A 24,053-nucleotide genomic window follows, 5' to 3' on the forward strand; every position below is an offset into this window, starting at 1 on the left:
CGCGCTGCCCTCGGACCACGACGATTGCGCCAGCCACCACCACCAGCCGAGTCCGTCTCGACTCGCCGCGTCGATCCTTCCCCCACCCCGTGCTTCCAGACCCTCGCCCAATGTCACCGTTTCACCAGCGCTGCATTGCTGATCGAAGGCCGTGTCCGGCTGCCGTCGTCGGAGGCCTCGAACGCGTCGCCCGCACCGCCGCCCGCCCGGCGGCCACCCGGCGGCTTCGATCACGCAATTCACGGCGGCGTGGTGGGCAGCACCGGCGTGCGTCTCCGGGAGCACCTCGCATCGGATGGGGGGAGCCTGCCGCCGTGGTCACCGTGCAGGCGCCCACGAGGGCGCGCCGAATGTCGGGAGCTGAAGGGTGCCGTCCGGCGACACCTGGGTGATCGACAGGAGGCCCGGGTGGCCGCGGTCTCCTGTCGATCGCCGGCGACGCTGGCAACCGCGGAGTCGGGGTCTGGGAGTGGAAGCCCGGTGCGCCCGCCGCCCCTCCAGAGGGCGCACCGGGGGCCTGGTCGGCCCTTGCCGTCCGGGCCGCTGAGCAGCGGGGACCCGCCGGCCCCGCGAGGTTGGCCGGTGGGGTCCCCGCTGTCAGGTGGCCAGCCGGACAAGGGCTGGATGGTGGTGAGCCGCCGTCCTGCCCCGAATCGGGACGGTGGCTCAGGAGCGGGGTTGAGACCGGTGCGCCCGCCGCCCTCCCTCGGTGGGCGCACCGGAGCTTCAGACCACCTGGACCAAGGTGCACAGCCAGGTGGACGGATTGGGGCCGGGGCGGGCGGTGTGCTCCAGGCGGACCGCCATCGCCCAGACGGCGGGGCCCTGCTCGAGCACGGCGACGAGCTCGGCGACCCCGGGCAGCGGCTCGTTGACGAGCATGCGGCGGACGCGGACCAGGTGGCCCTGGCGGGCGGCGTGGGACGGGGGCATGCGGACCCGGACGGTGCGCCGGATCAACTGGTCGGTGACGGCGGAGCAGTGCTTCGGGTGGGTGACGCGGCGCAGGTGGGCGGCCGGGCGGTAGCCGTTGAGGATTTCGACGCACATGCCGACGAAGCGCTGGGCGGCGGCGTGCGGGGGTGGCGGGGCGGGATCGTCAGGGGGTGGGGCCGTGCGTCCGGGGCGGGAGGACGGGACCTGCGCCGGGCCGGGGAAGGCCAGCCAGTCGCCGGGGAGGAAGTCCATGCCGCCCGCCGGCTGGGACGGATGGCGGACGAGGGTCTCCTCGCACGGCGGGTCCAGGGGCGGTGCCGGGCGCACCAGGACGGCGATCGTCGAGGCCGCGGGTCCCCGGGTGCCGCCTCGTCCCGGGGCGCGGCGGCGCGGGCGAGCCGGAGTCGTGGTGGGCGCCATGACTGTTTCCCCCGATCCTTGCGTTTGCTTTCGTTTGCCTCCTTCTTTCTAAGACCCATCCGGAAGCCAGTCAAGGCAAACGTAGGCAAACGCAAGATCAACTAGAGCGGAAGAGTATGAAAAATGCGGAAAAGGTGGGAGGCGGAGCTTTACGCGAGCGGGTCGTCGTCGGTGCGCTCGACGAGCGGGTTGGTGCGCACCCACTCGGCGGTCTCGGCGTACTTGCGCGAGATGTACTCCTCGAGCTTGGAGCGCTCGATCCGCCACTGACCCCGCCCGCCGACCTTGATCGCCGGCAGCTCGCCGCTGCGGACCATGTGGTAGACCTGCGAGGTCGACACGTTCAACTGCTCGGCGACGTCGGCCATGAGCAGGAATCGCGGCTCCATGAGGCTCAGTTTGCCATCGTTCGCCCCCGACAGGTTGCGACGGCACCCCCGAAGGAAACGCGGACCGTGACACGCCCCCAAAGCGGAACCAAAACCGCGGCCGAAGGTGTAGGACAGGTGTCGTGACGAGTGACCTCACGCGTGTGTACCTGCCAGCGACCATCGCCCAGTTGGCCGTCCTGCGGGAGAGCGGCGAGCTGCCCCCGCCGGGGGAGGCGCACGCCGTCACGCCCGCGCTGCGGGAGTGGTATGCGGAAGGCGACGAGGAGGAGCTCGAATACGTCGCGTTCACGCGGGCGGCGCAGAGCGCGCTGCGGCTCCTGCGGCACGACCCGAAGGCGCCCCGCCGCCGGGTGGTGCTGTGCGTGGACCTGCCGGAGCGGTCGCTGAAGATGGCCGGGCTGGATCTCGGGTCCAGCCAGGTCGAGGTGTCGGGAAAGGTGCCGCTGCGGGCGGTCGCCGCGATCCACGTCGACGGCCGCGACGCCGAGCCGGAGGTGTCGGCCGCCGCGGACGTGGTGGAGGAGGCCGCCGCCGGCGACCCGGACGCGCAGTTCACCGTCGACGGCGCCGAGGATCACGAGCTGGAGTGGTACGACCCGTCCGAGCTGGACCAACTGGTCAGTTAAGCCCGGCGGATGGTCCGGCCGACGAGGATCATGGCGACGAAGGCGCCGGCGAAGAGCACGATCATGCCGTGGTTGATCTGCTCCGGCAGGCGGCTGTAGATGATCTGCGCGTCGAACTCGCTGTAGTCCTCGACGATCTCGGTCAGCGGGAGCCGGCCCAGCCAGCCGAGCAGCGTCGACACCAGGGTCAGGGCACCCGCGGCGGCGCCGGCTGCCGGGTACACCGGCCACGGCAGTGCGAGACCCGTCCGGCGCAGGTAGGCGAAGGCGACGGCACCGGCCAGGACGCCGCTGACGACGGACGTGGTCAGCTGCAGGCGGGACGCGGCCTCGGCCATCGTGCCGACGGTCTCCTGGTTGCCGAAGAGGTCGACGAGGTCATTCTGGAAGTAGGCGACGACCAGGCCGAGCCCGGTCGCGGCGACCCCGCCGGCGATCCCGGCGGCAAGGGGCCGGAACGCGGCGGTCGCACCGCCCAGCGCGCCGGTGACGGCGACGACCGCGGCCACGTAGGGCACGGCCGGCCCGTGGTGGTACGCCACCAGCGTCCCGGCCATGGCGAGCAGCCCGACGACCAGGCCGCCGGCAAGCCCCGCGAGCAGCGGGCGCCAGGGCAGCAGGCCGACGGCGAGGATCCCGGCGGCGCCGCCGGCCAGGATCGTCGCGAGCAGGATGCTGGGCAGCACGAGGGCGGCCAGGGTGGTGATGAGGAACTCACTCGCCGCGTTGGCGATGACGCTGTAGGTCGACCAGAGCGTCAACGCGAGCAGCACGAGCGCGACGACGACCACGGTGATCGGCCGGCGGGACGTGGACACCTTGGACGTAGCGGTACTCACGAGCAAGGAGCGTACGCGGAGCGACCCGAACGGCTGCTCAGGGGAGCGTGGGAGGATGAGAGGAAACCTCGTCAACGTTGCCGAGCAGAGATCTGGAGTTCTGTGATGGATGGCTTGTTCGCCGTGCCCGACCCGACCAACGAGCCGGTCCGCGGCTATGCGCCCGGGTCCGCGGAGCGGGAGAGCCTGCAACGCCGGCTGGTGGAGCTGGCCGGTGAGCGGTTCGAGCTGACGATGACGATCGACGGCAGGCAGCGGATGGCGGCCGGCGACGCGATCGACGTGGTGCAGCCGCACAACCACCGGCACGTGCTCGGCGTCACCCGCAACGCGACGACCGGCGACGCCGCCGACGCCGTCGAGGCCGCGAAGCGGGCCGCGCCGGGCTGGCGGGACCTGCCGTTCAGTGAGCGGGCCGCGGTGTTCCTGCGCGCCGCCGACCTGCTCGCCGGCCCGTGGCGGGACACGCTCAACGCCGCCACGATGCTCGGGCAGAGCAAGACCGCGATCCAGGCCGAGATCGACGCGGCCTGCGAGCTGATCGACTTCCTGCGGTTCAACGTGCACTTCGCCCAGCAGATCCTGGCGGAGCAGCCGAAGTCGTCGGCGGGAGTGTGGAACCGGTTCGACCACCGGCCCCTGGAGGGGTTCGTCTACGCGATCACGCCGTTCAACTTCACCGCGATCGCGGGCAACCTGCCGTCGGCGCCGGCGCTGATGGGCAACACCGTGGTGTGGAAGCCGTCGCCCACGCAGCAGCTGGCCGCGCATCTCACCATGCGGCTGTTCGAGGCCGCGGGCCTGCCGGCCGGCGTGATCAACCTGGTCACCGGCGACGGGCTGGCGACGTCCGAGGTCGCCCTGGCCGACCGCGACCTGGCCGGCATCCACTTCACCGGCTCGACCGCGGTGTTCCGCACGCTGAACCGGATCGTCGCGGAGCGGGAGTACCGCTCCTACCCGCGGATCGTCGGCGAGACCGGCGGCAAGGACTTCGTGATCGCCCACCCGTCCGCGGACCCGGCGGCGCTGACCACGGCACTGATCCGGGGCGCGTTCGAGTACCAGGGCCAGAAGTGCTCCGCGGCGTCCCGGGCGTATGTCCCCGCCAGCATCTGGGCGAAGATCAAGAACGACCTCGTGGACAAGGCCGACGGTCTCACCTACGGCGACGTGACCGACTTCAGCAACTTCGGCGGCGCCGTGATCGACCGGCGGGCGTTCGAGCGGCACGCTCAGGCCCTCGACCGGATCAAGAACTCGCCGGCGTGCACCGTCGTGGCCGGCGGCACGACCGACGACAGCGAGGGCTTCTTCGTCCGCCCGACCGTCGTGGAGGCCACCGACCCGGCGCACGAGGTGTTCACCACCGAGTACTTCGGGCCGATCCTCGGCGTGCACGTGTATCCCGACGCCGACTACGACGCCGTGGTCACGCAGGCGGAGTCGGTCGCGCCGTACGCGCTCACCGGGTCGATCTTCGCCACCGACCGGCAGGCGGTCGAGCGGGCGTCACACGCGCTGCGGTTCGCCGCCGGCAACTTCTACGTCAACGACAAGCCGACCGGCGCGGTCGTCGGCCAGCAGCCGTTCGGTGGCGGGCGCGCGTCCGGCACCAACGACAAGGCCGGCTCCTGGCACAACCTGCTGCGCTGGACGTCGCCGCGCACGATCAAGGAGACGTTCGTGCCGCCGACCGATCACCGGTACCCGCACATGGGTTAGACGGGCGCGACCGCGACGATCTTGTCGAGGGTGAAGGCCCGGTCGTCGCGGCGCAGCCGGCACCACGCGTCGATGTTGCCGCCCGACAGCTGGGCGTTGTCGATGACGCGTTCGGAGGCGCGGCCACCGGCGTCGACGTAGCGGATCCACACCGGTGAGCCGTCCTCCACCGCGGTCGCCAGCAGCTGGGCCTGTTCCGGGCGCAGCTGCGGCGCCCGCTGCCGGATGAGCTCGAGCGTGTCCGGCCGCCGCTGCTGGGGCACGAGCAATCGCGCCGCCAGCTCGCCCGGGTCCACGGTGGACCGCGCCGCCGGGCGGCGTTGGTGATCGACCCTGGCCCGGTGCAGCCGGACGGGCCCCGGGCCGGCGTCGCGGGCCGGCTGGTATCCCGCGGCCCGCAACGCGGCCAGGGTGTCCACCGGCGACAGCGCGGACCCGGCGACGGTCGGCGCGATCCGGCGTAGCTTCAACGGCGCGAGCCCCTCGGCGGCCACCACGTCGTCCAGCAGCGCCGTGTCGTCGCTGACGATGACGCTGCCGACCCCACGCACGTGCAGCGCGTCGGCCGCCGGCGCCGCGGGCAGCAGCCGCTGCGCCACGTCGGACACGCCGCGGCCGTCGGCGAGGGCCCGGCCGAGCGGGCTGAGCGCGCCCGACGCGCACACGCCCAGCAGGGTGGCCTCGGCCACGATCCCGATCACGACCGACCCGAGATCCTCCTGCGTCCGCGTCTGTAGCGGGGCCGTCCACCGGACGAGCGGCGCCAACGACGACACGTCGGCCACGGCGGTGTCCGGTGGCAGCTCGTGCATCGCCCGGACCACGACCTGCCGCAGCGGCGCGCCGGACCACCACTCCTTCAGCAGCCTGGCGAGCCGGTCCGCGGGGGCCCGCTCGGCCCAGTCGTCATAGGCGAGGGTCGGCACCAGCCGGACCCCGTCCGGGCCCAGCAGCCGCGCCGCGACCGCCAGGTCCGCCAGCAGCGTCACCGTCGGCTCGTCCAGCCCCGAGGCGAGCGCGAGCCGGCGCTGCTCGCGCACCGCGACCCCACCGGTGCGCTGCCGGCCCAACGGGCGGGCCGCCGCCGCGTCCAGCAGCACCGGGAGCCGTTCGAGCAGCAGCGTCGCCGCGCGGACCGCCGCGTCGCGCACCGCGGTCCGGTCGGCGGGCAGCAGCCTCGGCGCCGGCGGCACCGGCTGGAACGGCTCCGGCTCCTGCTCCGGCAGGTACGCGGCCGAGAACAGCGCGCCGTCGTCCTCCGACGGCCAGACGAGCGCCCGCTGGAGCAGCACCTGCAGGGTCGCGTCGAGGGTGGGGTCGTCCACGGCGACGTCGAGCCGGTCGGCGAGGTCGGGCAGCGACACCGGGCCGGGCCCGGACAGCGCCTCGAGGACCTGGACGGCGGGCAGCGGCAGCGACGCGACGATCTCGTCGACCCCGGTCCTGGCGGACAGCCGTGCGGCCAGTTGCACCAGGTCATCGGGGGGTGGTGCGCCGAGCGCATCGGGACGGCGGCGCAGCACGGCGCCCAACTCGTCCGGTGCCAAACGACTCAGCCAGCCGACCAGTGCACCTCTCGTCACGACTCGTGACCTTATAGGTTGAGGAGGTGACCAACCCATCGGCCGGCAACGTCGCCGGCAACTGGCAGGACGCGCATTTCGGCGAGCAGGGCGGGCGGCTCACGTACGGTGACTACCTGCAACTGTCCGGTCTGCTGGACGCGCAGGTCCCCGAGTCGGACCCGGCCGCGCACGACGAGCTCCTCTTCATCACCATCCACCAGGTGTACGAGCTGTGGTTCAAGCTCATCCTCCACGAGCTGACCGACGCCCGGGACCGGCTGCTGGTGGGGGAGACCTACCTGCCCCGCGTGCGGCTGGAGCGCTGCCTGGCGATCCAGCGGGTCCTGGTCGGGCAGGTCGACGTGATCGACACGATGACCCCGCAGGACTTCCTGCGCTTCCGCAACAAGCTGTCCCCGGCCTCGGGGTTCCAGTCCGCGCAGTTCCGTGAGATCGAGTTCCTCTCCGGTCTGAAGGATCCGACGTACCTGCAGCGCTTCCGCGGACTGTCCGATCTCGAAACCTCCCGGCTGACCCGGCGGCTGGACGAGCCGAGCGTGTGGGAGGCGTTCCTCGTCACCCTGGAGAAGGCCGGCTTCGCCGTGGCGAGCCAGGAGGACCGCATCGCGTCGCTGCTCACGATCTCCCGCGACCGGGAGCACTACGGCCCGTTCTGGGACCTGGCCGAGACGATGGTCGCCCACGACCAGGCCTGGTCGCTGTGGCGGGCCCGGCACGTCCTCATGGCCGAACGTCAGATCGGCACCAAGGCCGGCACCGGCGGCAGCGCCGGCGGCGCCTACCTGCGCTCGCGGGTCGAGCTGCGCTTCTACCCGGAGCTGTGGGAGCTGCGCTCGCACATGTAGCCGCGCTACTCCCTTCTTTGTGCCAACCGCCCCACCCGGTCCGTCGCGGGGCATCGACGCGGGCCTACCGTCCTAGGTGATGGGGAGGGGTCCGATGAAAACGAAGACCTTGCTTGGCAACCGGTACCGGCTCGAGACCGAGGTCGCCCGGGGTGCCATCGGCGCGGTCTGGCGGTCGTACGACGAGCAGACCGGCCAGTGGGTTGCGGTCAAGGTCATGCGGTCCGAGGCAGCCGAGGTGCCCGAGCTGGTCGACGGGTTCCTCGGCGAGGCCGAGCTGCTCGCCGGCCTGGACCACCCTTCGGTGATCAGGGTGCACAACCTGATCACCGGCAAGGGCCTGCTGGCCATCGCGATGGAGCTCGTCGCCGGCCCTGACCTGCGCCGCCGGCTGCGCTCCGACGGGCCGCTGCCGCCCGCGGTCGCCGCCGAGGTCGTCGCGCAGGTCGCCGACGCCCTCGCCTACGTCCACGCGGCCGGCATCGTCCACGGCGACGTCAAGCCCGGCAACCTGCTCGTCCCGCTCGACGGCGGCCCGGTGCGGCTCGCCGACTTCGGCGTCGCCCGCCGCCTCGACCAGCCGGCCGGCCCGACCCACGCCACCCCCGAGTACGTGGCGCCCGAGGTCGTCGCCGGTGGGCTGCCCAGCCCCGCCTCCGACGTGTATGCGCTCGGCGTGGTGCTCTTCGAGCTGATCTGCGGCCGGAGCCCGTACCGCGGCGGATCCCCCAACGACGTCCTGCGCCGGCACGCCGACTGCGTGCCCGTCCCACCGCCCGGGATGCCGGCCGCGCTCTGGCCGATCATCGAGGCCTGCATGGAGCTCGACCCGCGCATGCGCCCGGCGGCCGCCTCGATCGTGGGCCGGCTCCGGGTCGCGGAGGGCGCCCTGGACGGCTTCGAGCCGCTGCCCCGCCTCCCCGCCGAGGCGGTCACCTTCTGGGTCCGCTCCGCCGAGCTGACCGCCCCGGTGTCGGCGCCGGTCCGGCGGGTCGACTGGGTCCCGCTGCCGACCGCGCCCACCTCACCGGCCGCGGCGTCGGCGGCGCTGATGATGGCGGTGCCGATCAAGGACCTGCCGACCGAGCCCAACGGGCTGCCGCTCGGCGAGCTGCCGACGCAGGCGCAGGGGCCGGGCGCGTTCGCGGCGTCGGTCCGCCAGGACGTCGCCGACCTGCCGACCGCGCCGAACGGGTTCGACGCCGCGGACGTGGAACCGCCGACGGAGATCATCGTGACCCCGGCCGTGGCGGAGCAGTCCGTCGCGGCGGCGGCGGGGGAGCCGGCGGACGAGGCACCGGCTGCCGCTGCCGCAGCTGCGGACTCGGACTCGGACTCGGATTCGGAGGAGCCGACCGTCGTCGTGCACGAGGCGCCGGCCGCCGCTGTCCTGGATTCGGAGGAGCCGCCGGTCGCCGCTTCGGAGGAGCCGACCGCCGGTGTCCTGGATTCGGAGGAGCCACCGGTTGCCGCTTCGGAGGAGCCGACCGTCGTCGTGCATGAGGTGCCGGCTGTCGGTGTCCTGGATTCGGAGGAGCCGCCGGTTGCCGCTTCGGAGGAGCCGACCGCCGCTGTGGTGGTGGCGCCGGCCGTCGTGGAGGAGCCGACCGTCGTCGTGCTTGCCAAGCCGGTGGAGGCTGCGCCCGCCGGTGCGCTCGCGGCGCTGAACAAGGCGCTCGCCGCGCCGGTGGTCGGAGATGCCGCGGCCGCCCAGAATGGTGTCGTCGCGGAGGGTGGCGTTCCGGAAACCGCCGGTCCGGTTGCTGAGCCGGCTCCGGTTGCGGAGGCCGGTCTGGTTGCTGAGCCGGCCCCGGTTGCGGAGGCTGGCCCGGTCGACGAGACCGCCGGGCTCGCGCTCGTGACGGACGTGCCGCTGTGGGGTGCCGACACGCCGGCGCAGGATGGGAACGCCGCGCCGGTCGCCGATCCGGACGAGCCGCCCGCGGCGGACGCGTTCACCGCGGTGCTCACGCCCGGCATCCCGCACCAGCGGGCGGCGCACCCGGCCGCCCCCGATGCCATCCCGGCCGGCGCCGCGCCCGGCGGTGACGCGCGGCCCGCGGTGGCGGAGGAGCCGTCCACCGACGTGGTCGTGCCCGCGGCCTGGCCCGTGCTGCCCGATCCGGCCAACGCCCCCGCCGGCCCGCGCCCTGCGGTGCCGGAGGACCCGTGGAGCGCGCTGCCCACCGAGGTCCTGGCGTCCTCCGCACCGCCCCGGGCCGGCCAGGAGCCGCCGGCCGCTTACGAGCCGCCGATCGGTTTCGAACCGCCGGCCGGTTTCGAGCCGCCGGCCGGTCAGGAGCCGCCGGTTGGGAGCGAGCCGCCGGCCCTCCCGGACGGGCTGCCCTGGCTCCGGGCCGCCTCGGACGAGTCGGCCGAGCGTGCCGGCGACGGCGCGACCGGCCTGCCCGCCGACGCCCCGGCCGATGGTGCCGGCCGGTCCGACCGGCGGGTCCTCGTCGGTGTGGCCGGGGCGGTGCTGCTGCTGATCCTGCTCGGGATCGGCGGGGTCCTGCTCTCCGGTGTGTTCGACGGCGACGGCCGCCGGCCCACACAGGTGAACGCGACCACGCCCGCGGGTGACTCCGGTGCGTCGTCCGCGCCGAGCGCCGGGCCTTCCGGCGGCGCGTCGCCTTCCGTGGCGCCTTCCCCCGAGCCTTCCGCGGACGGTTCCGCCGCGCCCGGAGACGGCGGGAAAACGCCCACGAAGCGTCCGTCGACGGTGCCGTCGCCGACCCGGTCGCTGCCCGGTATCGGTGATCCACTGCCGCCGTTCCCGACGATGCCGTCCTTTCCCCCGCCGCCGAAATTTCCGTCCTAACTCGACTGTCGCGACGCGACAGTCGACAGTGGATTTGTCGAAATCCTGGACTGGGCCGGAGAAAGATGACAGCGTAGGTCCATGGCGGAATCTGGAGTCAACGCGACGGCGGCGGCCCTGCTCGGTCTGCTGCACGAGGGGCCGATGACCGGTGGGCAGCTGATGGCCGCCGCGCAGCGACGCCTCGGGGCCTACTGGTCGATGACGCGTAGCCAGGTCTACCGCGAGCTTCCCGCACTCGCCGCCGCCGGTTACGTGAAACTCGGCAAGCCCGGTGCGCGTTCGAGCCAGCCGTATGCGATCACGCCGGCCGGGAAGCGGGCATTCACCCGTTGGTTGTCGGAGCCGGCCGGTCGTGAGGCGCTGCGCAATCCCGTCGCATTGCGTGTCGCGTTCGGCGGGCAGCAGTCAGGTGCACAACTGCAGCAGGTCTATGCGCAGGCGTCCGAATATCACAATGCGGCGCTGACCGAGGCGCGGGAATTGGTCAAAGAGGCGAAGAAGTCCGGTGACGAGTTCTATGCCGCGTCGCTGGAGTTCGCGGTCGGCTATCACAAGGCGGCGCTCGCCTGGCTCAAGGGCGCACCCACCAAATAGCCTCGGGGCGCCCGTGACCGGTGCCGGTCGGTTCGCCGTACACCATCCACCGCCGGATACGCGCTCCGCTTCGGCGTAGTCTTTGAGGGTGACCGCTCTCGACCACGCCGAATCGCTGAAGCACCTTGATGGCATCCTGCGCAACATCGAGGCCGTCATCGACCTCGACCGTCTCCGGAAGGAGAAGGCCGAGCTCGAAGAGGCGGCCGCCGTGCCCAACCTGTGGGACGACCAGGTGGCGGCGCAGAAGGTGACCTCGCGGCTGTCCTACGTGCAGGGCGAGATCGGCAAGCTGGAGCGGCTGCGAGCCAAGCTCGACGACGCCGTGGTGCTGCTGGAGCTCTCCCAGGACGAGGACGACGCCGGCTCGCTCAACGAGGTCGCCGACGAGATCTCCGCGCTGACCAAGTCGATCGAGGAGCTCGAGGTCCGCACCCTGCTCTCGGGTGAGTATGACGCCCGTGAGGCGCTCGTCACGATCCGCGCGGGTGCCGGTGGCGTCGACGCCGCGGACTTCGCCGACATGCTCCTGCGGATGTACCTGCGCTGGGCGGAGCGGCACGGCTACGACACCGACGTCTACGACACCTCGTATGCGGAGGAGGCCGGCATCAAGTCGGCCACGTTCGCGGTGAAGGCGCCGTATGCGTACGGGACGCTGTCGGTCGAGTCCGGCACGCACCGGCTGGTGCGGATCAGCCCGTTCGACAACCAGGGGCGCCGGCAGACGTCGTTCGCCGCGCTCGAGGTCGTGCCGGTGGTCGAGCAGACCGACGAGGTCGAGATCCCCGACGACGATCTGCGCGTGGACGTGTACCGCTCCAGTGGCCCCGGCGGTCAGGGCGTCAACACGACCGACTCCGCGGTGCGCCTGACCCACCTGCCCACCGGCATCGTGGTCTCCTGCCAGAACGAGCGTTCGCAGATCCAGAACAAGGCGACCGCCATGACGGTGCTGAAGGCCAAGCTCCTCGCGGTGAAGCGGGCCGAGGAGAAGGCGACCATGAACGAGCTCCGCGGCGACGTGCAGGGCTCCTGGGGCGACCAGATGCGCTCCTACGTGCTGCACCCGTACCAGATGGTGAAGGATCTGCGCACCGAGCACGAAACGGGCAACCCGTCGGCGGTCTTCGACGGCGACCTCGACGGCTTCATCGACGCCGGCATCCGGTGGCGCAAGCAGCGCGAGCTCAACCCCGCGTAGGTCCGCCAAGGGCATGATCATCGCATTGGAATGCGACGATCACCTTGGGTAACCGATTGATCGAAGCCGCGAGTGTGATGTACGTCACTCTCGCGGCTGAAATCACGTGCTGCCCTGCGGTTCGGGTCAGCTCTTCGGGTTCGCATTTAGGGCAAACGACGCGCGACGCACTTCGTGTACTTGGCGTGGATGTCACACCGCGTAGACTCACGTCCCGTGATTCGGCTTGACCACGTGACGAAGACGTATCCGAAGGCGTCCCGCCCCTCACTCGACGATGTTTCCGTCAACATCGAGAAGGGCGAGTTCGTCTTCTTCATCGGACCTTCCGGCTCAGGCAAGTCCACGATCATCAAGCTGCTGCTGCATGAGGTCACGCCCAACAAGGGCAAGGTCGTCGTCAACGAGCGCGACGTGACCTCGATGCGCTCGTGGCGCATCCCGGCGTTCCGCCGGCAGATCGGCTGCGTGTTCCAGGACTTCCGTCTCCTGCCCAACCGCACCGCGTACGAGAACGTCGCCTTCGCCCTCGAGGTCATCGGCAAGTCGAAGGGCGTCGCCCGTCGCGTCGTCCCCGAGGTGCTGGAGCTCGTCGGGCTGGGCGGCAAGGAGCACCGCTACCCCCACGAGCTGTCCGGTGGTGAGCAGCAGCGGGTCGCCGTGGCCCGCGCGTTCGTCAACCGGCCGCTGATCCTGCTCGCCGACGAGCCGACCGGAAACCTGGACCCGGACACGTCGATCGAGATCATGCGGCTGCTCGACCGGATCAACCGGACCGGGACCACGGTCGTCATGGTCACCCACGACTCCAACATCGTGAACCAGATGCGCCGGCGGGTCGTCGAGATCGAGAGCGGCCGGATCGTGCGCGACCAGCCGCGTGGTGTCTACGGCTGACGACCTCAGTCGTAATCCACCTCTGACTTTGCCGGGTCCGCTGGGAAGGAACCCCACCCGATGCGCTTGAAGTACGTCCTGTCCGAAGTCCTGACCGGGCTGTGGCGAAACGTCACCATGACCATCGCGATGATCATCACGATGACCGTGTCGCTGACCATGCTGGGCGCCAGCCTGCTGCTGTTCTTCCAGGTCAACAAGATGGAGGACTTCTTCTACCAGCGCGTAGAGGTCTCCATCTTCCTCAAGGCCGACGTCACCGACGAGCAGCGCGACGGCATCAAGAGCGCACTCGACGGCAGCGCACTGGTCAAGGAGGTGACGTACGAGAGCCGCGACGATGCCTGGAAGCGATTCCAGACGCAGTTCAAGGACGCGCCCGACCTGGTGAACGCGACGAAGAAGGAGTCGCTGCCGGAGTCGTACCGGGTGAAGCTCAAGGACCCGACCAAGGTCAAGGAACTGACCGCTGAGGTCGGCACCATGCCGGGCGTCAGCGACGTCGTCGACCAGCAGGAGCTGCTGAAGAAGGTCTTCGAGCTACTGGGCGCGCTGCAGACCCTGGCGCTCACCGTCGCCATCATCCAGGGCGCGGCCGCGTTGCTCCTGGTGGCCAACACGATCCAGGTGGCCGCCTACAGCAAGCGCCGCGAGGTCGCGGTCATGAAGCTCGTCGGCGCCTCGAACTGGTTCATCCAGTTGCCCTTCGTCCTGGAGGCGGTATTTGCCGGTCTGCTCGGCGCGCTGCTGGCCTTCGGGGGGTTGGTCGCGGCGAAGTTCTTCTTCATCGACGGCTCGCTCAAGGCCCTGGCCAACGTCCTGCTGCCGATCGACTGGAGCAGCATCTGGCTGATGCTGCCGGTCCTCTGCGGCGCCGGCGGCCTGGTCAGCGCGATCACCGCCTGGATCACGCTGCGGTTCTACGTGCGCGTCTGACCTGCACGAACGTCAAGGGGTGGGCCGGTTTCGGCCCACCCCTTTCGTATATCCGAAGTGCGCCACGATAGGGGCATTTCGCCAAAATTCCGGACTTATGGGTCTTTTCCTGCGTACGGTAACCCTCAAGTGGTACTGGAGGGTTATGTGAACCGGATCGGGATCATCTGCGCCATCGGCGCCGTCGTCGTGCTGCTCGGCAGCGGCACGGCCGGACACGCCGACGCCCGCGACGACAAGGCGCGGGTGGACCGCCAGCTCCAGGAGACCCAGGCCACCCTCGAGGCCGCCACCGAGCGGGCCCAGCAGGCCGCCGCCGACCACGCCGCGGCGACCGCCGCACTGCCCGGCGCCCAGGACGCCCTCGAGGACGCGAAGGGCCGGGTCATCGCCGCCGAGGCGGCTGCCCGTCAGGCGCAGCGCGACCGGGACGCCGCCGACGCCGTCGTCGAGGCCGCCGACGCCGAGTACGACGGCGCCAAGGCCCAGGTCGAGCAGGGCCGCGACGACGTGTCCGCGTTCGTCGCGGCCGCGTACAAGGGCAGCGGGTTCGCGATGTTCAACTCGATCCTCGAGTCCGGCTCGCCGAACGACCTGGCGATGCGCATCTCCTACCTCGACCGGGTCGCCGCCGAGAGCCAGCGGGCCCTCGACGAGCTGACGATCGCCAGGATGTCGGCCAAGCAGCGCTCCAGCGCCGCCGAACTGGCCCGGCAGAAGGCCGCCCAGGCGGCCGAGCAGACCCGCCAGGCGCTGCAGGACAGCATGGCCGCGCAGGCCGGCGCCGAACAGGCCGCCGCCGACGTCAAGACCCTGATCGACAAGAGCGCGCAGGCCGAGGCCGTCGCCAGCTCCGAGCGCACCGCCGTCCTCGCCCGCTATCAGCAGCTCAAGGTCGACAGTGACCGGATCGCCGGCGAGCTGCGGGCCGAGGCGGCGGCGGAGGCCGCGGCGGCGGCGAAGGCGGCCAGGGCTGCCGGTCGGCCGGCTGCCAGCGGTACCCAACTGACCACCGCGATTCCACCGAGCAGCGGCGCGTTCTTCCTCATGCCGGTGCACGGCTGGAAATCCAGCAACTACGGCATGCGCTTCGACCCCGTCTACAAGGTGTACCAACTGCACGCCGGCATCGACGTCGCGGCCGGGGGTGGGCAGCCGATCGTCGCCGCCGCCGACGGCAAGGTGGTGCGGGCCGGCTGGGCCGGCGGCAACGGCAACTACACGTGCATCTCCCACGGCATCTACCAGGGCAAGGGGCTCGCCACCTGCTACGGGCACCAGTCCCAGATCCTGGTCAAGGTCGGCCAGACCGTCCGCCGCGGCGAGCTCATCGGCCGGGTCGGCACCACCGGCGCGTCCACCGGCAACCACCTGCATTTCGAGGTCCGGCTCAACGGCAGCCCGATCCAGCCGCTGAGCTGGCTGCCCGGGTGTCTCTGCTGAAACAGCCTTGCCCCGCGCGTTACGCTGATACTCCTGTCAAGATTTCTGGAGGGGTCGATGCCGCGCGAAAAGGGACGCAAGCTCGTCGCGTCCAACCGGAAGGCGCGCCACGACTACGAGATCCTCGAGGAGCTCGAGGCCGGCATCGCGCTCACGGGCACCGAGGTCAAGTCGCTGCGGGCCGGCCGGTGCTCGCTCGTCGACGCCTTCGGGCAGATCTCCGACCGGGAGGTGTATCTCCATGCGATGCACATCCCCGAATACACGATGGGCACCTGGACCAACCACCCCCCGCGCCGGGTCCGGAAACTGCTGCTGAAGCGGCAGGAGATCGACCGCATCGGGGCAAAGGTTCGGGAGAGTGGCCTCACGCTGGTGCCGCTTTCGGTGTACTTCTCCAACGGTTGGGTCAAGGTGGAAATCGGCCTCGCCCGCGGCAAGAAGTCCTACGACAAGCGCCAGTCCCTGGCGAAACGTGATGCCGAGCGGGAGATCTCTCGCGTCATGGGCAGCAGGAACAAGGGCAGAGACGAGTAAATCGTCCCGGGTGGCTGAGTAGTTTACGACGGGCAAGCGAGCAATGCGTGCAAGCCCTATAGTCCGTGCGTGACCGAGATTCGGGTCGATGTCGACCTCGAGCACCCGCCCCCCGCGGTGTGGCGTGCGCTCACCGAGGCGCACCTCGTCACCGACTGGCTGCCCACCACCCGGTTCATGGTCCGCGACGACGGCACGTTCACGTTCCAGGCGGGCACCCTGGCAGGCCTCGAAGACCCGATCGAGGGCGAGATCGTCACCACCGAGGCGCCGCACCGGCTGGTGATGCGGTGGTCCGGGGAGAACCTGCACACCGTCGTCGCCCTCACCCTCGACGAACTGCCCGGCGACGGCACCCGGCTCACCCTCACCCAGAGCGGCTTCCTCGGCCCGCAGGGCACGATGCGGCGCAGGGTGTTGCGCAGGACGTACCAGCAGCTCTTCGAAGGCCCGATGGCGGCGACGCTGGCCCGTCAGGCCGCCGACCCGCCGGCCGCGCCCACGGTCACCGACCCGCCGGCGGCCGTGCGGCGCAACGACGGCGGCCCGTTCAACCGGCTGCCGCGCCAGCTCAACTCGCCGAGCCGGTCCGCGCCCGGCCTCAGCTCCCAGGTGCGCTCCACCGCCGGACCCCGCCCGACGACCACGATGCCGGGCTTCGCCGCCGCCGTCCTGGGCGCGAGAGCGACCGGTGTCGCCGCCGTGCCGGCCGCCCGCGTCGACGACTCCGTGACACCGGGCCATCAGTTCACGCATCGGCGGGGTGCGTTCGCATCTTCCGCGTTTTCCGCGTTTTCCGCGTGGGTACGCCGAAGCTGGCACCGCATCGTCACCGCGCGTGACTGGTCGGCGGACCGTCGTAGCCAGGCCGTCGCCGCGGCGGCCGCGATCCTGCTGCTGCTGGCGATGATCGCGCTGCTCGTCGGCAAGGCCACCGCGCCGCATCCGGCCAAACCGCCCCGCACCGGTGGCGGCGTCGAGGGCCCGGCCCAGGCCACCGTCCCGGCCGCACCCGCGGAACGCTCCCAACGCGTCGCAGTGGTCCCGGCGACCTCGGCACCCACCGGCTCGCCCCCGGCGCCGGCCACGTCCGCGCCCAGCGCCACCACCACCGGCCCGCAGCTCACCGCCCGCACCCGCACCGAGGACCTGACCCTGACCTCCTACCGGGTCACCGTCACGATCGCCAACCCGAGCACCGCCCCGAGCACCGACTGGACCGTCGTCATCGTCCTGCCCCTGCTCGACCTCACCGTCCGGGACGTCGACGGCGCCGTCATGTCCCGCACCGGCCTCAAAGTGATCTTCACCCCCGTCGACAGCACCCGCACCATCCGCAACGGCGGCTCCGTGACCGTCCGTTTCGAGGTCGAGGGCCTCGGCGTGCGCAACACCCCCCTCGACTGCACCATCGACGGACGCCCCTGCACCCAGGTATCGGGATGAAAAGCTGGTGGGGACGCGCTACGCTAGATCAGCCGCTACGGAGCGGCAGCCAACACCACCCGCGCGGGGGTGACTGGTTTCGACTTTGTGCGCCGCGCTAGGGGAAGCGAGTCGAGGAAGCCGACGTTGTCTCGTGAATCAGTCGTCGGAAAGTTATAAGCGCCAATCTTAAGCGCTCCGATCTCGCTCTTGCTGCCTAAGCAGGAGTAGCAGATCTGTCGGTCCGGGTTCGCCTTCGACCCGATCACCGGCATCAGCTAGAAGGCTGGCCAACCGAGTCCTGTCGCGGGGCTCGTGCGGCGAGATCAATCGCGACTGGACCCGTCATACCGACTCGCTCGCATGATCGGTAGGGCCGAGTAGAGGCACAGCGAGCTGCGCTCGGAGAAGCCCTAGCAAAGCAACGAAGGACCCGGGTTCGATTCCCGGCACCTCCACCGCCGAACGCCCCCTGCTCACGCAGGGGGCGTTCGCCGTTGGCGGTGTCGTATTCCCCGCGCACCGGCTTCGCCGGCGCTCCCCAGTGGGGGAGCTTCGCTCCACCCACACCCCCTCAAGACCGTGCCACGGTTGCTGTGGTCTGCCGGCGGACATCCCTGCTGGCGCAGGGGTGTCCGCCTTTGGCTGGGGCGTGTTTCTCGCGCAGCACGGCGTACTTGTACGCCTGGTCGGGGATCGACCAGGTGTCCGCCTTTGGCTGGGGCGTGTTTCCCGCGCAGCCGTTGGTCGCTCTTCGGAAGGGGTCTCACCCCGCGACCCACGTTCGGCGGGGTCTCGTGCTGCTGGCGTGCCGCCGCCTGGCAGGGGTCCGCTGGGCGTGCATTCGGGGCCGGGCGCCAAAGGCGTGCCGCTGGCCTGTCCGCTCCAGTTCGAATTTCGCCGAGGTGCTCGCAGTCGATCCAAGAGAGCGTTGAGCGCTAGATCAGTGGTCGTCTGCCGTGTCGCCGTCATCGGAACGCCGCGGCCGCCCAGCTGCCGAGGTTTAGACCGCGAGGAAGTCGACGTCGTATTTGTGGATGTGGGCGTCGCGGGTTACCAGTGTGAGTTCTTCGAGCTGGGCCTGCGCAGGGGCTGGTCCAGCGGGTTCAAGTAGGTCAGCGTTGGCTTCACCGTTCCGGTTCGGATTCCCCGCGCGCGAGCAAGCGATGGGGTCTGACAGGTTTGGGGCCGTTAGGGTCGCGCCATGACCCGCCGTATCGACTTTTTCGACGACCCTGCCGCCCCTTCGGTGACCAGCATCGTGCCGTCCGCGAATGTCGTCGTGGTCAACGAGTCCGGCGCCCTGTTGCTGATCCGCCGCACCGACAACGACAACTGGGCGCTGCCCGGCGGGGCGATGGATCCCGGGGAGTCGATGACGGACTGCGCTGTGCGGGAGACCTTCGAGGAGACCGGGATGCACGTCGAGGTGACCGGGCTTGTGGGCATCTACACCGACCCTCGGCACATCATCCTGTACACCAGCGATGACGAAGCTCGGCAGGAGTTCTCGATCGTGTACACGGCCCGGCCGGTCGGCGGCACGCCGACGCCGAGTTCGGAGTCGCGGGAGGTGCACTGGGTCGCGCCGGCTGATGTCGAAGGGCTCCAGATGCATCGGTCGATGCGGTTGCGGATCTCGCACTATCTCGCGGGCAACGGGAAGCCGCATCTTGGATAGTGGCGGCGCGCACCAGGTGGAGCGCTGGTGGTGTGACCGGTTACCGGGCGCCGTGGCGGGTAGGGACGCACCTGTCATGTCCCGACGGTCGTGTGTTCCGGGGCGTCAGGTGGCGTTGGACCGCACGATCGCAGTGAAGGGGGAACGGACGTGCAGGAGGACCGTTTGCATCGCGAGTTGTCCGCTGCTGTGGCCGAGCTGCGGACCGCCTTCGTCGAGCACGACCGGAACAAGGTCGCAGCGCTCATGACCGAGGACCACGTCTCGATCATGTCCTACGCCCGCTTCGATGGGCGTACCCAACTGCTCGACCACTTCAACGACTTCACCTTCCAGAGCCTCCCGGCAGATGACCTGACCACGACGCCGCTCGGCCCCGACGCGGCGCTCGTCAGCTTCCGCGGCACGCTCGAAGGCACCTATGCGGGCAGGCCCGTGCCCCGCGATGTGCTCGTCGGCGAGGTCTGGCTGCGCCAGGACGGGAGCTGGCGTGAGGCGACCTATCAGGAGACTCCGCTCTAGAGACCTCGCGGCCGCGAACCATTGCCGGCTTGTGCGGCCCTCCGGCGGCGGAGCCCCGCTCCATTCACGGCACAAAGTAGCCATACGGCAACTTCTGGCCTAATGTATTCGGTGTTGTCTTGACGGCGTGCATCGCCACAGGCCTGTCGCCATGGCAGGCCTGTGGCAGCAGCCGTCGGGAGGTGTGAGCTGATGGGCGTTGCTGTGCTGGAGCACGAAGGGCCGTGGAGTGAGGACGAGTACCTTGCGCTCGGCGTAACGTCAGACCGGATCGAGCTCCTGGACGGGAGTCTTCTGGTGAGCCCGGCGCCGAGCAAGCGGCACCAGCGACTTTCGTCGCTGCTGTTCGTGGAGTTCGACCGGGCGGCCAATGAGGCTGGACTGTTCGCGTTGGGAGCGGTGAACGTCCGGCTGCAAAGTGGGCGGATCATGATTCCCGACCTCGTCGTGGCGGACACCGATGAGGACGGTGCGGTGATCGACGCTCCCGATGTGATGCTGGTGGTCGAGATCGTTTCCCCGGGTAACGCCGCAGCCGACCGCTTGGTGAAGATGGACCTGTACGCCAAGGCCGGCATCAAGCTGTACCTGCTCGTCGAGCAGGAACCACCGGGTTCCGTGACGTTGTGGTTGTTCCAGCTTGACGGCGCGCACTACATGGAGCACGCGGTAGCGAAAGCCGGCGAGGTGCTGTCCGTCGAGGAGCCGTTTGCATTCGAGCTCGACCCGACCGACTTGTTGAGCCGGGTGCCCCGCCGGCTCACGTGACCGGATTCACGGAGCCGGGGTTCGGCGAGTCGGGTCCATGACTGGACGGGTTTTCGCTGGTCACGGTGGGAGGCTCTGGGCGGATTCATCGGTATCGTGGTTTGGGTGATCGAGCTGTTGTTCGAGCCGGGGGACCTGGCTCGGATCCGCTTCGCGCGTTCGCCCATGCATGAGGTCATGAGCAGCATGCGGGTGGCCGATCACGCCGGGCGGGCCCGGATGCATGAGCCGTGGGTGCGGTCGGTGCGGGGGCCTGTCGCCGCGTTGCGGCTCGAGTTGTTGCGGCCGTTGCTCGCCGATCCGCGATACGTGCCGGAGTTTCTGATGCCGTCGCCGGACCGGATGGACATGAGGTTCGCCGACGAGTTGGCCCGGGTCCGGACGGCGCCGGAGGCGGCGGTGCGGGCACAGCTGGACCTGCTCGGTGGTGATGCGCCGCTGCCGGAGGCGCTCCGTCCCCTGTACGAGAATCCGGAGCGGCACCTCGGCCGGTTGGCCGTCGAGGTGCAGGCCTACTGGCGGGCCGCGATCGAGCCGGTGTGGGCGCGGCTGGCGGGACTGCTCGACGCCGAGGTCGGGTACCGTGCGGACCAGCTGACCTCCGGCGGGATCGTGCGGCTCCTCGGGAACCTGCATCCGGAGCTGGAATACGCGGACGACGCGTTGCGGATCCTCTGGCCCACCTGGCGGTCGCAGCGCCGGCTTGACGGTGCCGGGGTGCTGTTGGTGCCGTGCGTGTTCGCGTGGCCTTCGCTGCTCGTCGACACCGACCCGCGAGGTCCGACGCTGGTGTACGGCCCGCGCGGCGTCGGGCAGGTCTGGGACGGCTCGGCCCGGTCGTCGGCCGCGCCGGTCGCCGATCTGCTCGGGCGCAGCCGGGCGGCGCTGCTGGTGCGCCTCGACCTGCCGCTGTCGACCACGCAGGTCGCGCGGGACCTCGGGCTGAGTGCGGCGTCGGTGAGTGAGCACTTGTCGGTGCTGCGCCGCTCGGGGCTGGTCACGTCCCGCCGGTCGGGGCGGCAGGTGCTCTACCAGCGCACGGCCCTCGGCACCGACCTTCTGGGAGCGGCGAGCATCCGGTGAGAACCGAGTCGCTGGGAGCGGCGAGCATTCGGTGAGAACCGAGTCGCTGGGAGCGGCGAGCATTCGGTGAGAACCGAATCGTGGAGCGGCCGCATCGGCTGAGCCCACCATGTCCGGGACAGAGCAACGGACATGAGGAGGCATCCATGCGCGTGGTGAAGGCGCTTGTCCTGGCGGCGGCGATCGTGGCGGTGAGCGCGGCGCCGGCGGCCGCGTCCGGGTCGGGCGGTGGTGGCTGGGAGCCGACGAGCACGCCGCCGTTCGTCATCCCCGCGGGGGACGTGTGCTCGTTCGAGGTCAAGGGCGACATCGTCCGGGACCGCGAGCGGATGCGCACGCCCGCCACCTATCCGGACGGCTCGCCGAAGGTGCAGGACTTCGAGGGCGTCCTGGTGATCCGGTACACCAACACCAGCAACCACAAGTCGGTCGTCCGGGACGCCACCGGCTCGATCCGGGTGTACTACCTGCCGGACGGCACCAGGGTCTCGCAGCTCAAGGGCCACAACGCCCTGCCGATCAAGGCGACCAACGTCGGCTTCCCCGGCGGGGACTACATCACCCGCGGCGACTTCGTCGTGATCCGGCATCCCGACGGCAGCCGGGAGGTGCCGGTCCAGCTCGGCACGATGGAGAACCTCTGCGTGACGCTCGCCTAGACCGGCAGAGGGCCCCCGACGACGTCGGGGGCCCTCTGTGGAGCGGGTGGTGTTACAGCGCCGGGTAGGCGTTGGTCATGAGCTGCTGGAACTGGGCCGAGAACCACGCGCCGGAGACCGGGGCGTTGGGCAGGGCGCCGCTCATGCTGTTGCCGTTGCGGCCGTTACCGGTGTACGTCGGGTCGCACATCCCGTCGAAGCCCTTGCCGCCCGGGTTGTTCGGGCCGGTGGGGATCAGCGAGCTGGAACCGTCGGACTCGCCCGGGGGCTTGATCCAGACGTACGCGTCGATGCCGGTGGCCGGGGTGGCCCGGGGACGCTCGCCGAGGCCGGCGCCGCTCTGGTTGCACCAGTTGCCGGCGTGGATGCGCCGGTCGATGCGGGAGGCGTTGACCCAGGTGTTCATGTCGGTCGAGGTGCTCGCCGCGGTCGGCCGGGCGGTGCCGCCCCAGCCGTTGCGGGAGGTGTCGATCAGCATGCCGATGTTCGAGTTGAAGCCGAGCGAGACCAGCTTGGTGCGGAAGGCCTGCGCGAAGGTCAGCTCGTCGGTGTAGAAGTTCCAGTCGACCCACTTGGACTGGCGGACCGACTGGCCGCCGACGGTGGCACCGATGGTGACGAACGGCTCGGTCAGCGCCGAGTAGTTCGCGGTGTTGGTGATGAAGCCGTCGACGGTGGCGAAGCCGCCGGTGGCACCCTGCGCCACCTGAGCGAACAGCGTCGCGGCGGGACCGAAGTTGCTGTCCCAGCCGAGCCAGCCGTGGTGCGCGGCGTCGATGTAGTTGTAGGTGTTCGTGCCGGCGGCGTGCAGCTTGCTCAGGGCGTACTGGATGCCCGTCGAGTAGTTGCCGTTGGCCTTCATGACCGCGCAGGCCGCGGTCGCGCCGGCCTCACCGCCGGCGTTGGTGACGATGTTCGGCAGCGAGTCGATCTCGACGATGTTGACGATCCGGATCGACTTGTACTTCGGGTCGGCCTCGATCGCGGCGATCGGGTCGATGTACTCGGTCTTGTACCGGTCGATCTCTGTCGGCCCGAGCTCACCGTTGGAGGCGAGTGCGGCGCAGTCCCGGCCGGGCAGGTTGTAGATCACGAACTGGGCCAGCGTCGCGCCCTGGGCGAGGGCGTTGTCGAGGTGCTTGCGCATGCTCGTGGTGTAGCCCGAGCCCGCCGGCGCGGTGATGGCGTCGATCGTGTCCAGCCAGACACCGGTCGGCTGGTTGGCGATCCGGCTGCCACCGGCCTCGGCGGCGGCCTTGGCCGACCAGTCCGGGTTCACGTAGACCTTGGCGCCGACGTACGGGTTGTCGACGTGCGTCGGGTCGGTGCCGCCGGTGGTGACCGTGATCGGCACCGCGGTGCTGGTGGCGGTCGCGTTCGCGGCGTTGAAGACCTTGGCGGACAGCGAGTACGAACCGGCGGCGACGTTCGTCCAGCTGTAGGTGTACGGCGAGCTGGTGTCGGTGCCCAGCAGCGTCGTGCCGTTGTAGAACTCGACCTTGCTGACCGTGCTGCCGGGGGCGGTAGCGGTCGCGGCCAGGCCCACCGTGGCGGGTGCGGTGAACGAGGAGCCGGACGACGGGCTGGTCAGCGTGACGGTCGGCGCGGTCGGGTTGGTCGACGTGGACTGCGACGCCGACGGGGTCGGGGACGTCGTGGTGCCGCCGGTGCACGCCGTGCCGTTCACCGTGAAGTTCGCGCCGGCGGGGTTGGCGCCGCTCCAGGCACCGTTGAACCCGAACGAGATGGTCCCGTTGGTGGCAACGGTGCCGTTGTAGCTCAGGTTCGTGGCGTTGACGTGCACGCCCGACTGCGTCTTGTTGGCGTTCCAGATCTGCGTGATCGTCTGCGACGAGTTGCCGAAGTCCCAGCCGACGTTCCAGCTGGTGAGCGGGTCGCCGAGGTTCGTGACATCGACCTGGGCCCCGAAACCGCCGGGCCACTGGTTGGTGATCGTGTACTTGGCCGAGCATCCGGCCGCCGCGAAGGCCTGGTTGGCGAGCACGACGACACCGCCGGTGGCCGCGAGCGTGGCCGCCGATATGAGGGCGATTTTGCGCCTCATCGAGTCTCCTTACATTGATGAACCACGGTTGGTGCGCCATCACGGT

General features: G+C 70.5%; 21 protein-coding genes and 1 other RNA gene. 17 read left to right on the forward strand and 5 right to left on the reverse strand.

Features of this window, described 5'->3' with window-relative positions:
- Positions 1–726 precede the first annotated feature (726 nt).
- The gene (locus tag Dsi01nite_RS07935) at positions 727–1,356 is read right to left on the reverse strand and encodes an Rv3235 family protein (protein WP_203845392.1); all 630 of its coding nucleotides are present in this window, start codon (positions 1,354–1,356) and stop codon (positions 727–729) included.
- Between the two features lie 149 nt (positions 1,357–1,505).
- Positions 1,506–1,745, reverse strand: coding sequence for a helix-turn-helix domain-containing protein (locus Dsi01nite_RS07940; protein WP_203845393.1), 240 nt, complete (start codon positions 1,743–1,745; stop codon positions 1,506–1,508).
- A 122-nt stretch (positions 1,746–1,867) separates the two neighbouring features.
- Here Dsi01nite_RS07940 and Dsi01nite_RS07945 point away from each other — a divergent pair, with 122 nt between their 5' ends.
- The gene (locus Dsi01nite_RS07945) at positions 1,868–2,374 is read left to right on the forward strand and encodes a DUF6912 family protein (RefSeq protein WP_203845394.1); all 507 of its coding nucleotides are present in this window, start codon (positions 1,868–1,870) and stop codon (positions 2,372–2,374) included.
- Here Dsi01nite_RS07945 and Dsi01nite_RS07950 read toward each other — a convergent pair.
- Positions 2,371–3,213 (reverse strand): hypothetical protein, encoded by an 843-nt coding sequence (locus tag Dsi01nite_RS07950; protein ID WP_203845395.1) that lies wholly within the window; start codon positions 3,211–3,213, stop codon positions 2,371–2,373. The two genes, Dsi01nite_RS07945 and Dsi01nite_RS07950, sit on opposite strands and share 4 nt — an antisense overlap.
- A gap of 105 nt (positions 3,214–3,318) precedes the next feature.
- Between Dsi01nite_RS07950 and pruA the strand changes: the two genes are divergently transcribed.
- Positions 3,319–4,938 (forward strand): L-glutamate gamma-semialdehyde dehydrogenase, encoded by a 1,620-nt coding sequence (pruA, locus tag Dsi01nite_RS07955; protein ID WP_203845396.1) that lies wholly within the window; start codon positions 3,319–3,321, stop codon positions 4,936–4,938.
- Here the strand turns inward: pruA and Dsi01nite_RS07960 are convergent.
- Positions 4,935–6,521, reverse strand: coding sequence for a WYL domain-containing protein (locus Dsi01nite_RS07960; protein WP_203845397.1), 1,587 nt, complete (start codon positions 6,519–6,521; stop codon positions 4,935–4,937). The two genes, pruA and Dsi01nite_RS07960, sit on opposite strands and share 4 nt — an antisense overlap.
- Positions 6,522–6,547: 26 nt before the next feature.
- Here Dsi01nite_RS07960 and Dsi01nite_RS07965 point away from each other — a divergent pair, with 26 nt between their 5' ends.
- From Dsi01nite_RS07965 to Dsi01nite_RS08035, 15 genes are all read left to right on the forward strand, one after another.
- Positions 6,548–7,369 (forward strand): tryptophan 2,3-dioxygenase, encoded by an 822-nt coding sequence (locus Dsi01nite_RS07965; RefSeq protein WP_203845398.1) that lies wholly within the window; start codon positions 6,548–6,550, stop codon positions 7,367–7,369.
- A 94-nt stretch (positions 7,370–7,463) separates the two neighbouring features.
- Positions 7,464–10,190: a serine/threonine-protein kinase gene (locus tag Dsi01nite_RS07970; RefSeq protein WP_203845399.1), complete on the forward strand. Its 2,727-nt coding sequence runs from the start codon at positions 7,464–7,466 to the stop codon at positions 10,188–10,190.
- A gap of 81 nt (positions 10,191–10,271) precedes the next feature.
- Positions 10,272–10,787: a PadR family transcriptional regulator gene (locus tag Dsi01nite_RS07975; RefSeq protein ID WP_203845400.1), complete on the forward strand. Its 516-nt coding sequence runs from the start codon at positions 10,272–10,274 to the stop codon at positions 10,785–10,787.
- A gap of 88 nt (positions 10,788–10,875) precedes the next feature.
- Complete coding sequence (prfB, locus tag Dsi01nite_RS07980) at positions 10,876–11,991, forward strand: peptide chain release factor 2 (RefSeq protein ID WP_203845401.1); 1,116 nt, start codon at positions 10,876–10,878, stop codon at positions 11,989–11,991.
- A 216-nt stretch (positions 11,992–12,207) separates the two neighbouring features.
- Positions 12,208–12,888 (forward strand): cell division ATP-binding protein FtsE, encoded by a 681-nt coding sequence (ftsE, locus tag Dsi01nite_RS07985; protein WP_033367409.1) that lies wholly within the window; start codon positions 12,208–12,210, stop codon positions 12,886–12,888.
- A gap of 60 nt (positions 12,889–12,948) precedes the next feature.
- Positions 12,949–13,824, forward strand: a complete 876-nt coding sequence (gene ftsX, locus Dsi01nite_RS07990; RefSeq protein ID WP_203845402.1) for a permease-like cell division protein FtsX — start codon at positions 12,949–12,951, stop codon at positions 13,822–13,824.
- 147 nt (positions 13,825–13,971) lie between these two features.
- Entirely contained in the window at positions 13,972–15,267 is a 1,296-nt protein-coding gene (locus Dsi01nite_RS07995; RefSeq protein ID WP_203845403.1) for a M23 family metallopeptidase, read from the forward strand.
- 57 nt (positions 15,268–15,324) lie between these two features.
- Positions 15,325–15,804, forward strand: a complete 480-nt coding sequence (smpB, locus tag Dsi01nite_RS08000) for an SsrA-binding protein SmpB (protein ID WP_203845404.1) — start codon at positions 15,325–15,327, stop codon at positions 15,802–15,804.
- A 69-nt stretch (positions 15,805–15,873) separates the two neighbouring features.
- Entirely contained in the window at positions 15,874–17,250 is a 1,377-nt protein-coding gene (locus tag Dsi01nite_RS08005) for an SRPBCC domain-containing protein (RefSeq protein ID WP_203845405.1), read from the forward strand.
- 65 nt (positions 17,251–17,315) lie between these two features.
- Positions 17,316–17,690, forward strand: a transfer-messenger RNA (tmRNA) gene (gene ssrA / locus Dsi01nite_RS08010).
- A gap of 743 nt (positions 17,691–18,433) precedes the next feature.
- Positions 18,434–18,910: an NUDIX domain-containing protein gene (locus tag Dsi01nite_RS08015; protein WP_203845406.1), complete on the forward strand. Its 477-nt coding sequence runs from the start codon at positions 18,434–18,436 to the stop codon at positions 18,908–18,910.
- Positions 18,911–19,060: 150 nt separating this feature from the next.
- A complete protein-coding gene (locus Dsi01nite_RS08020) occupies positions 19,061–19,432 on the forward strand; it encodes a nuclear transport factor 2 family protein (RefSeq protein WP_203845407.1) in 372 nt (123 codons plus the stop codon).
- Between the two features lie 192 nt (positions 19,433–19,624).
- Positions 19,625–20,200, forward strand: a complete 576-nt coding sequence (locus Dsi01nite_RS08025) for a Uma2 family endonuclease (protein ID WP_203845408.1) — start codon at positions 19,625–19,627, stop codon at positions 20,198–20,200.
- Positions 20,201–20,305: 105 nt separating this feature from the next.
- Positions 20,306–21,283 (forward strand): helix-turn-helix domain-containing protein, encoded by a 978-nt coding sequence (locus Dsi01nite_RS08030; protein ID WP_203845409.1) that lies wholly within the window; start codon positions 20,306–20,308, stop codon positions 21,281–21,283.
- A 146-nt stretch (positions 21,284–21,429) separates the two neighbouring features.
- Positions 21,430–21,942 carry a hypothetical protein gene (locus Dsi01nite_RS08035; protein ID WP_203845410.1) on the forward strand — a complete coding sequence of 171 codons (513 nt, stop codon included), beginning with the start codon at positions 21,430–21,432 and terminating at the stop codon, positions 21,940–21,942.
- A 52-nt stretch (positions 21,943–21,994) separates the two neighbouring features.
- On the opposite strand, the gene Dsi01nite_RS08040 is transcribed toward Dsi01nite_RS08035, so the two are convergent.
- Positions 21,995–24,007: a glycoside hydrolase family 6 protein gene (locus Dsi01nite_RS08040; protein WP_203845411.1), complete on the reverse strand. Its 2,013-nt coding sequence runs from the start codon at positions 24,005–24,007 to the stop codon at positions 21,995–21,997.
- Between the last annotated feature and the right edge of the window lie 46 nt (positions 24,008–24,053).

Origin of the sequence: Dactylosporangium siamense (assembly GCF_016862795.1) — a bacterium.
Taxonomy (GTDB): Bacteria; Actinomycetota; Actinomycetes; order Mycobacteriales; family Micromonosporaceae; genus Dactylosporangium; species Dactylosporangium siamense.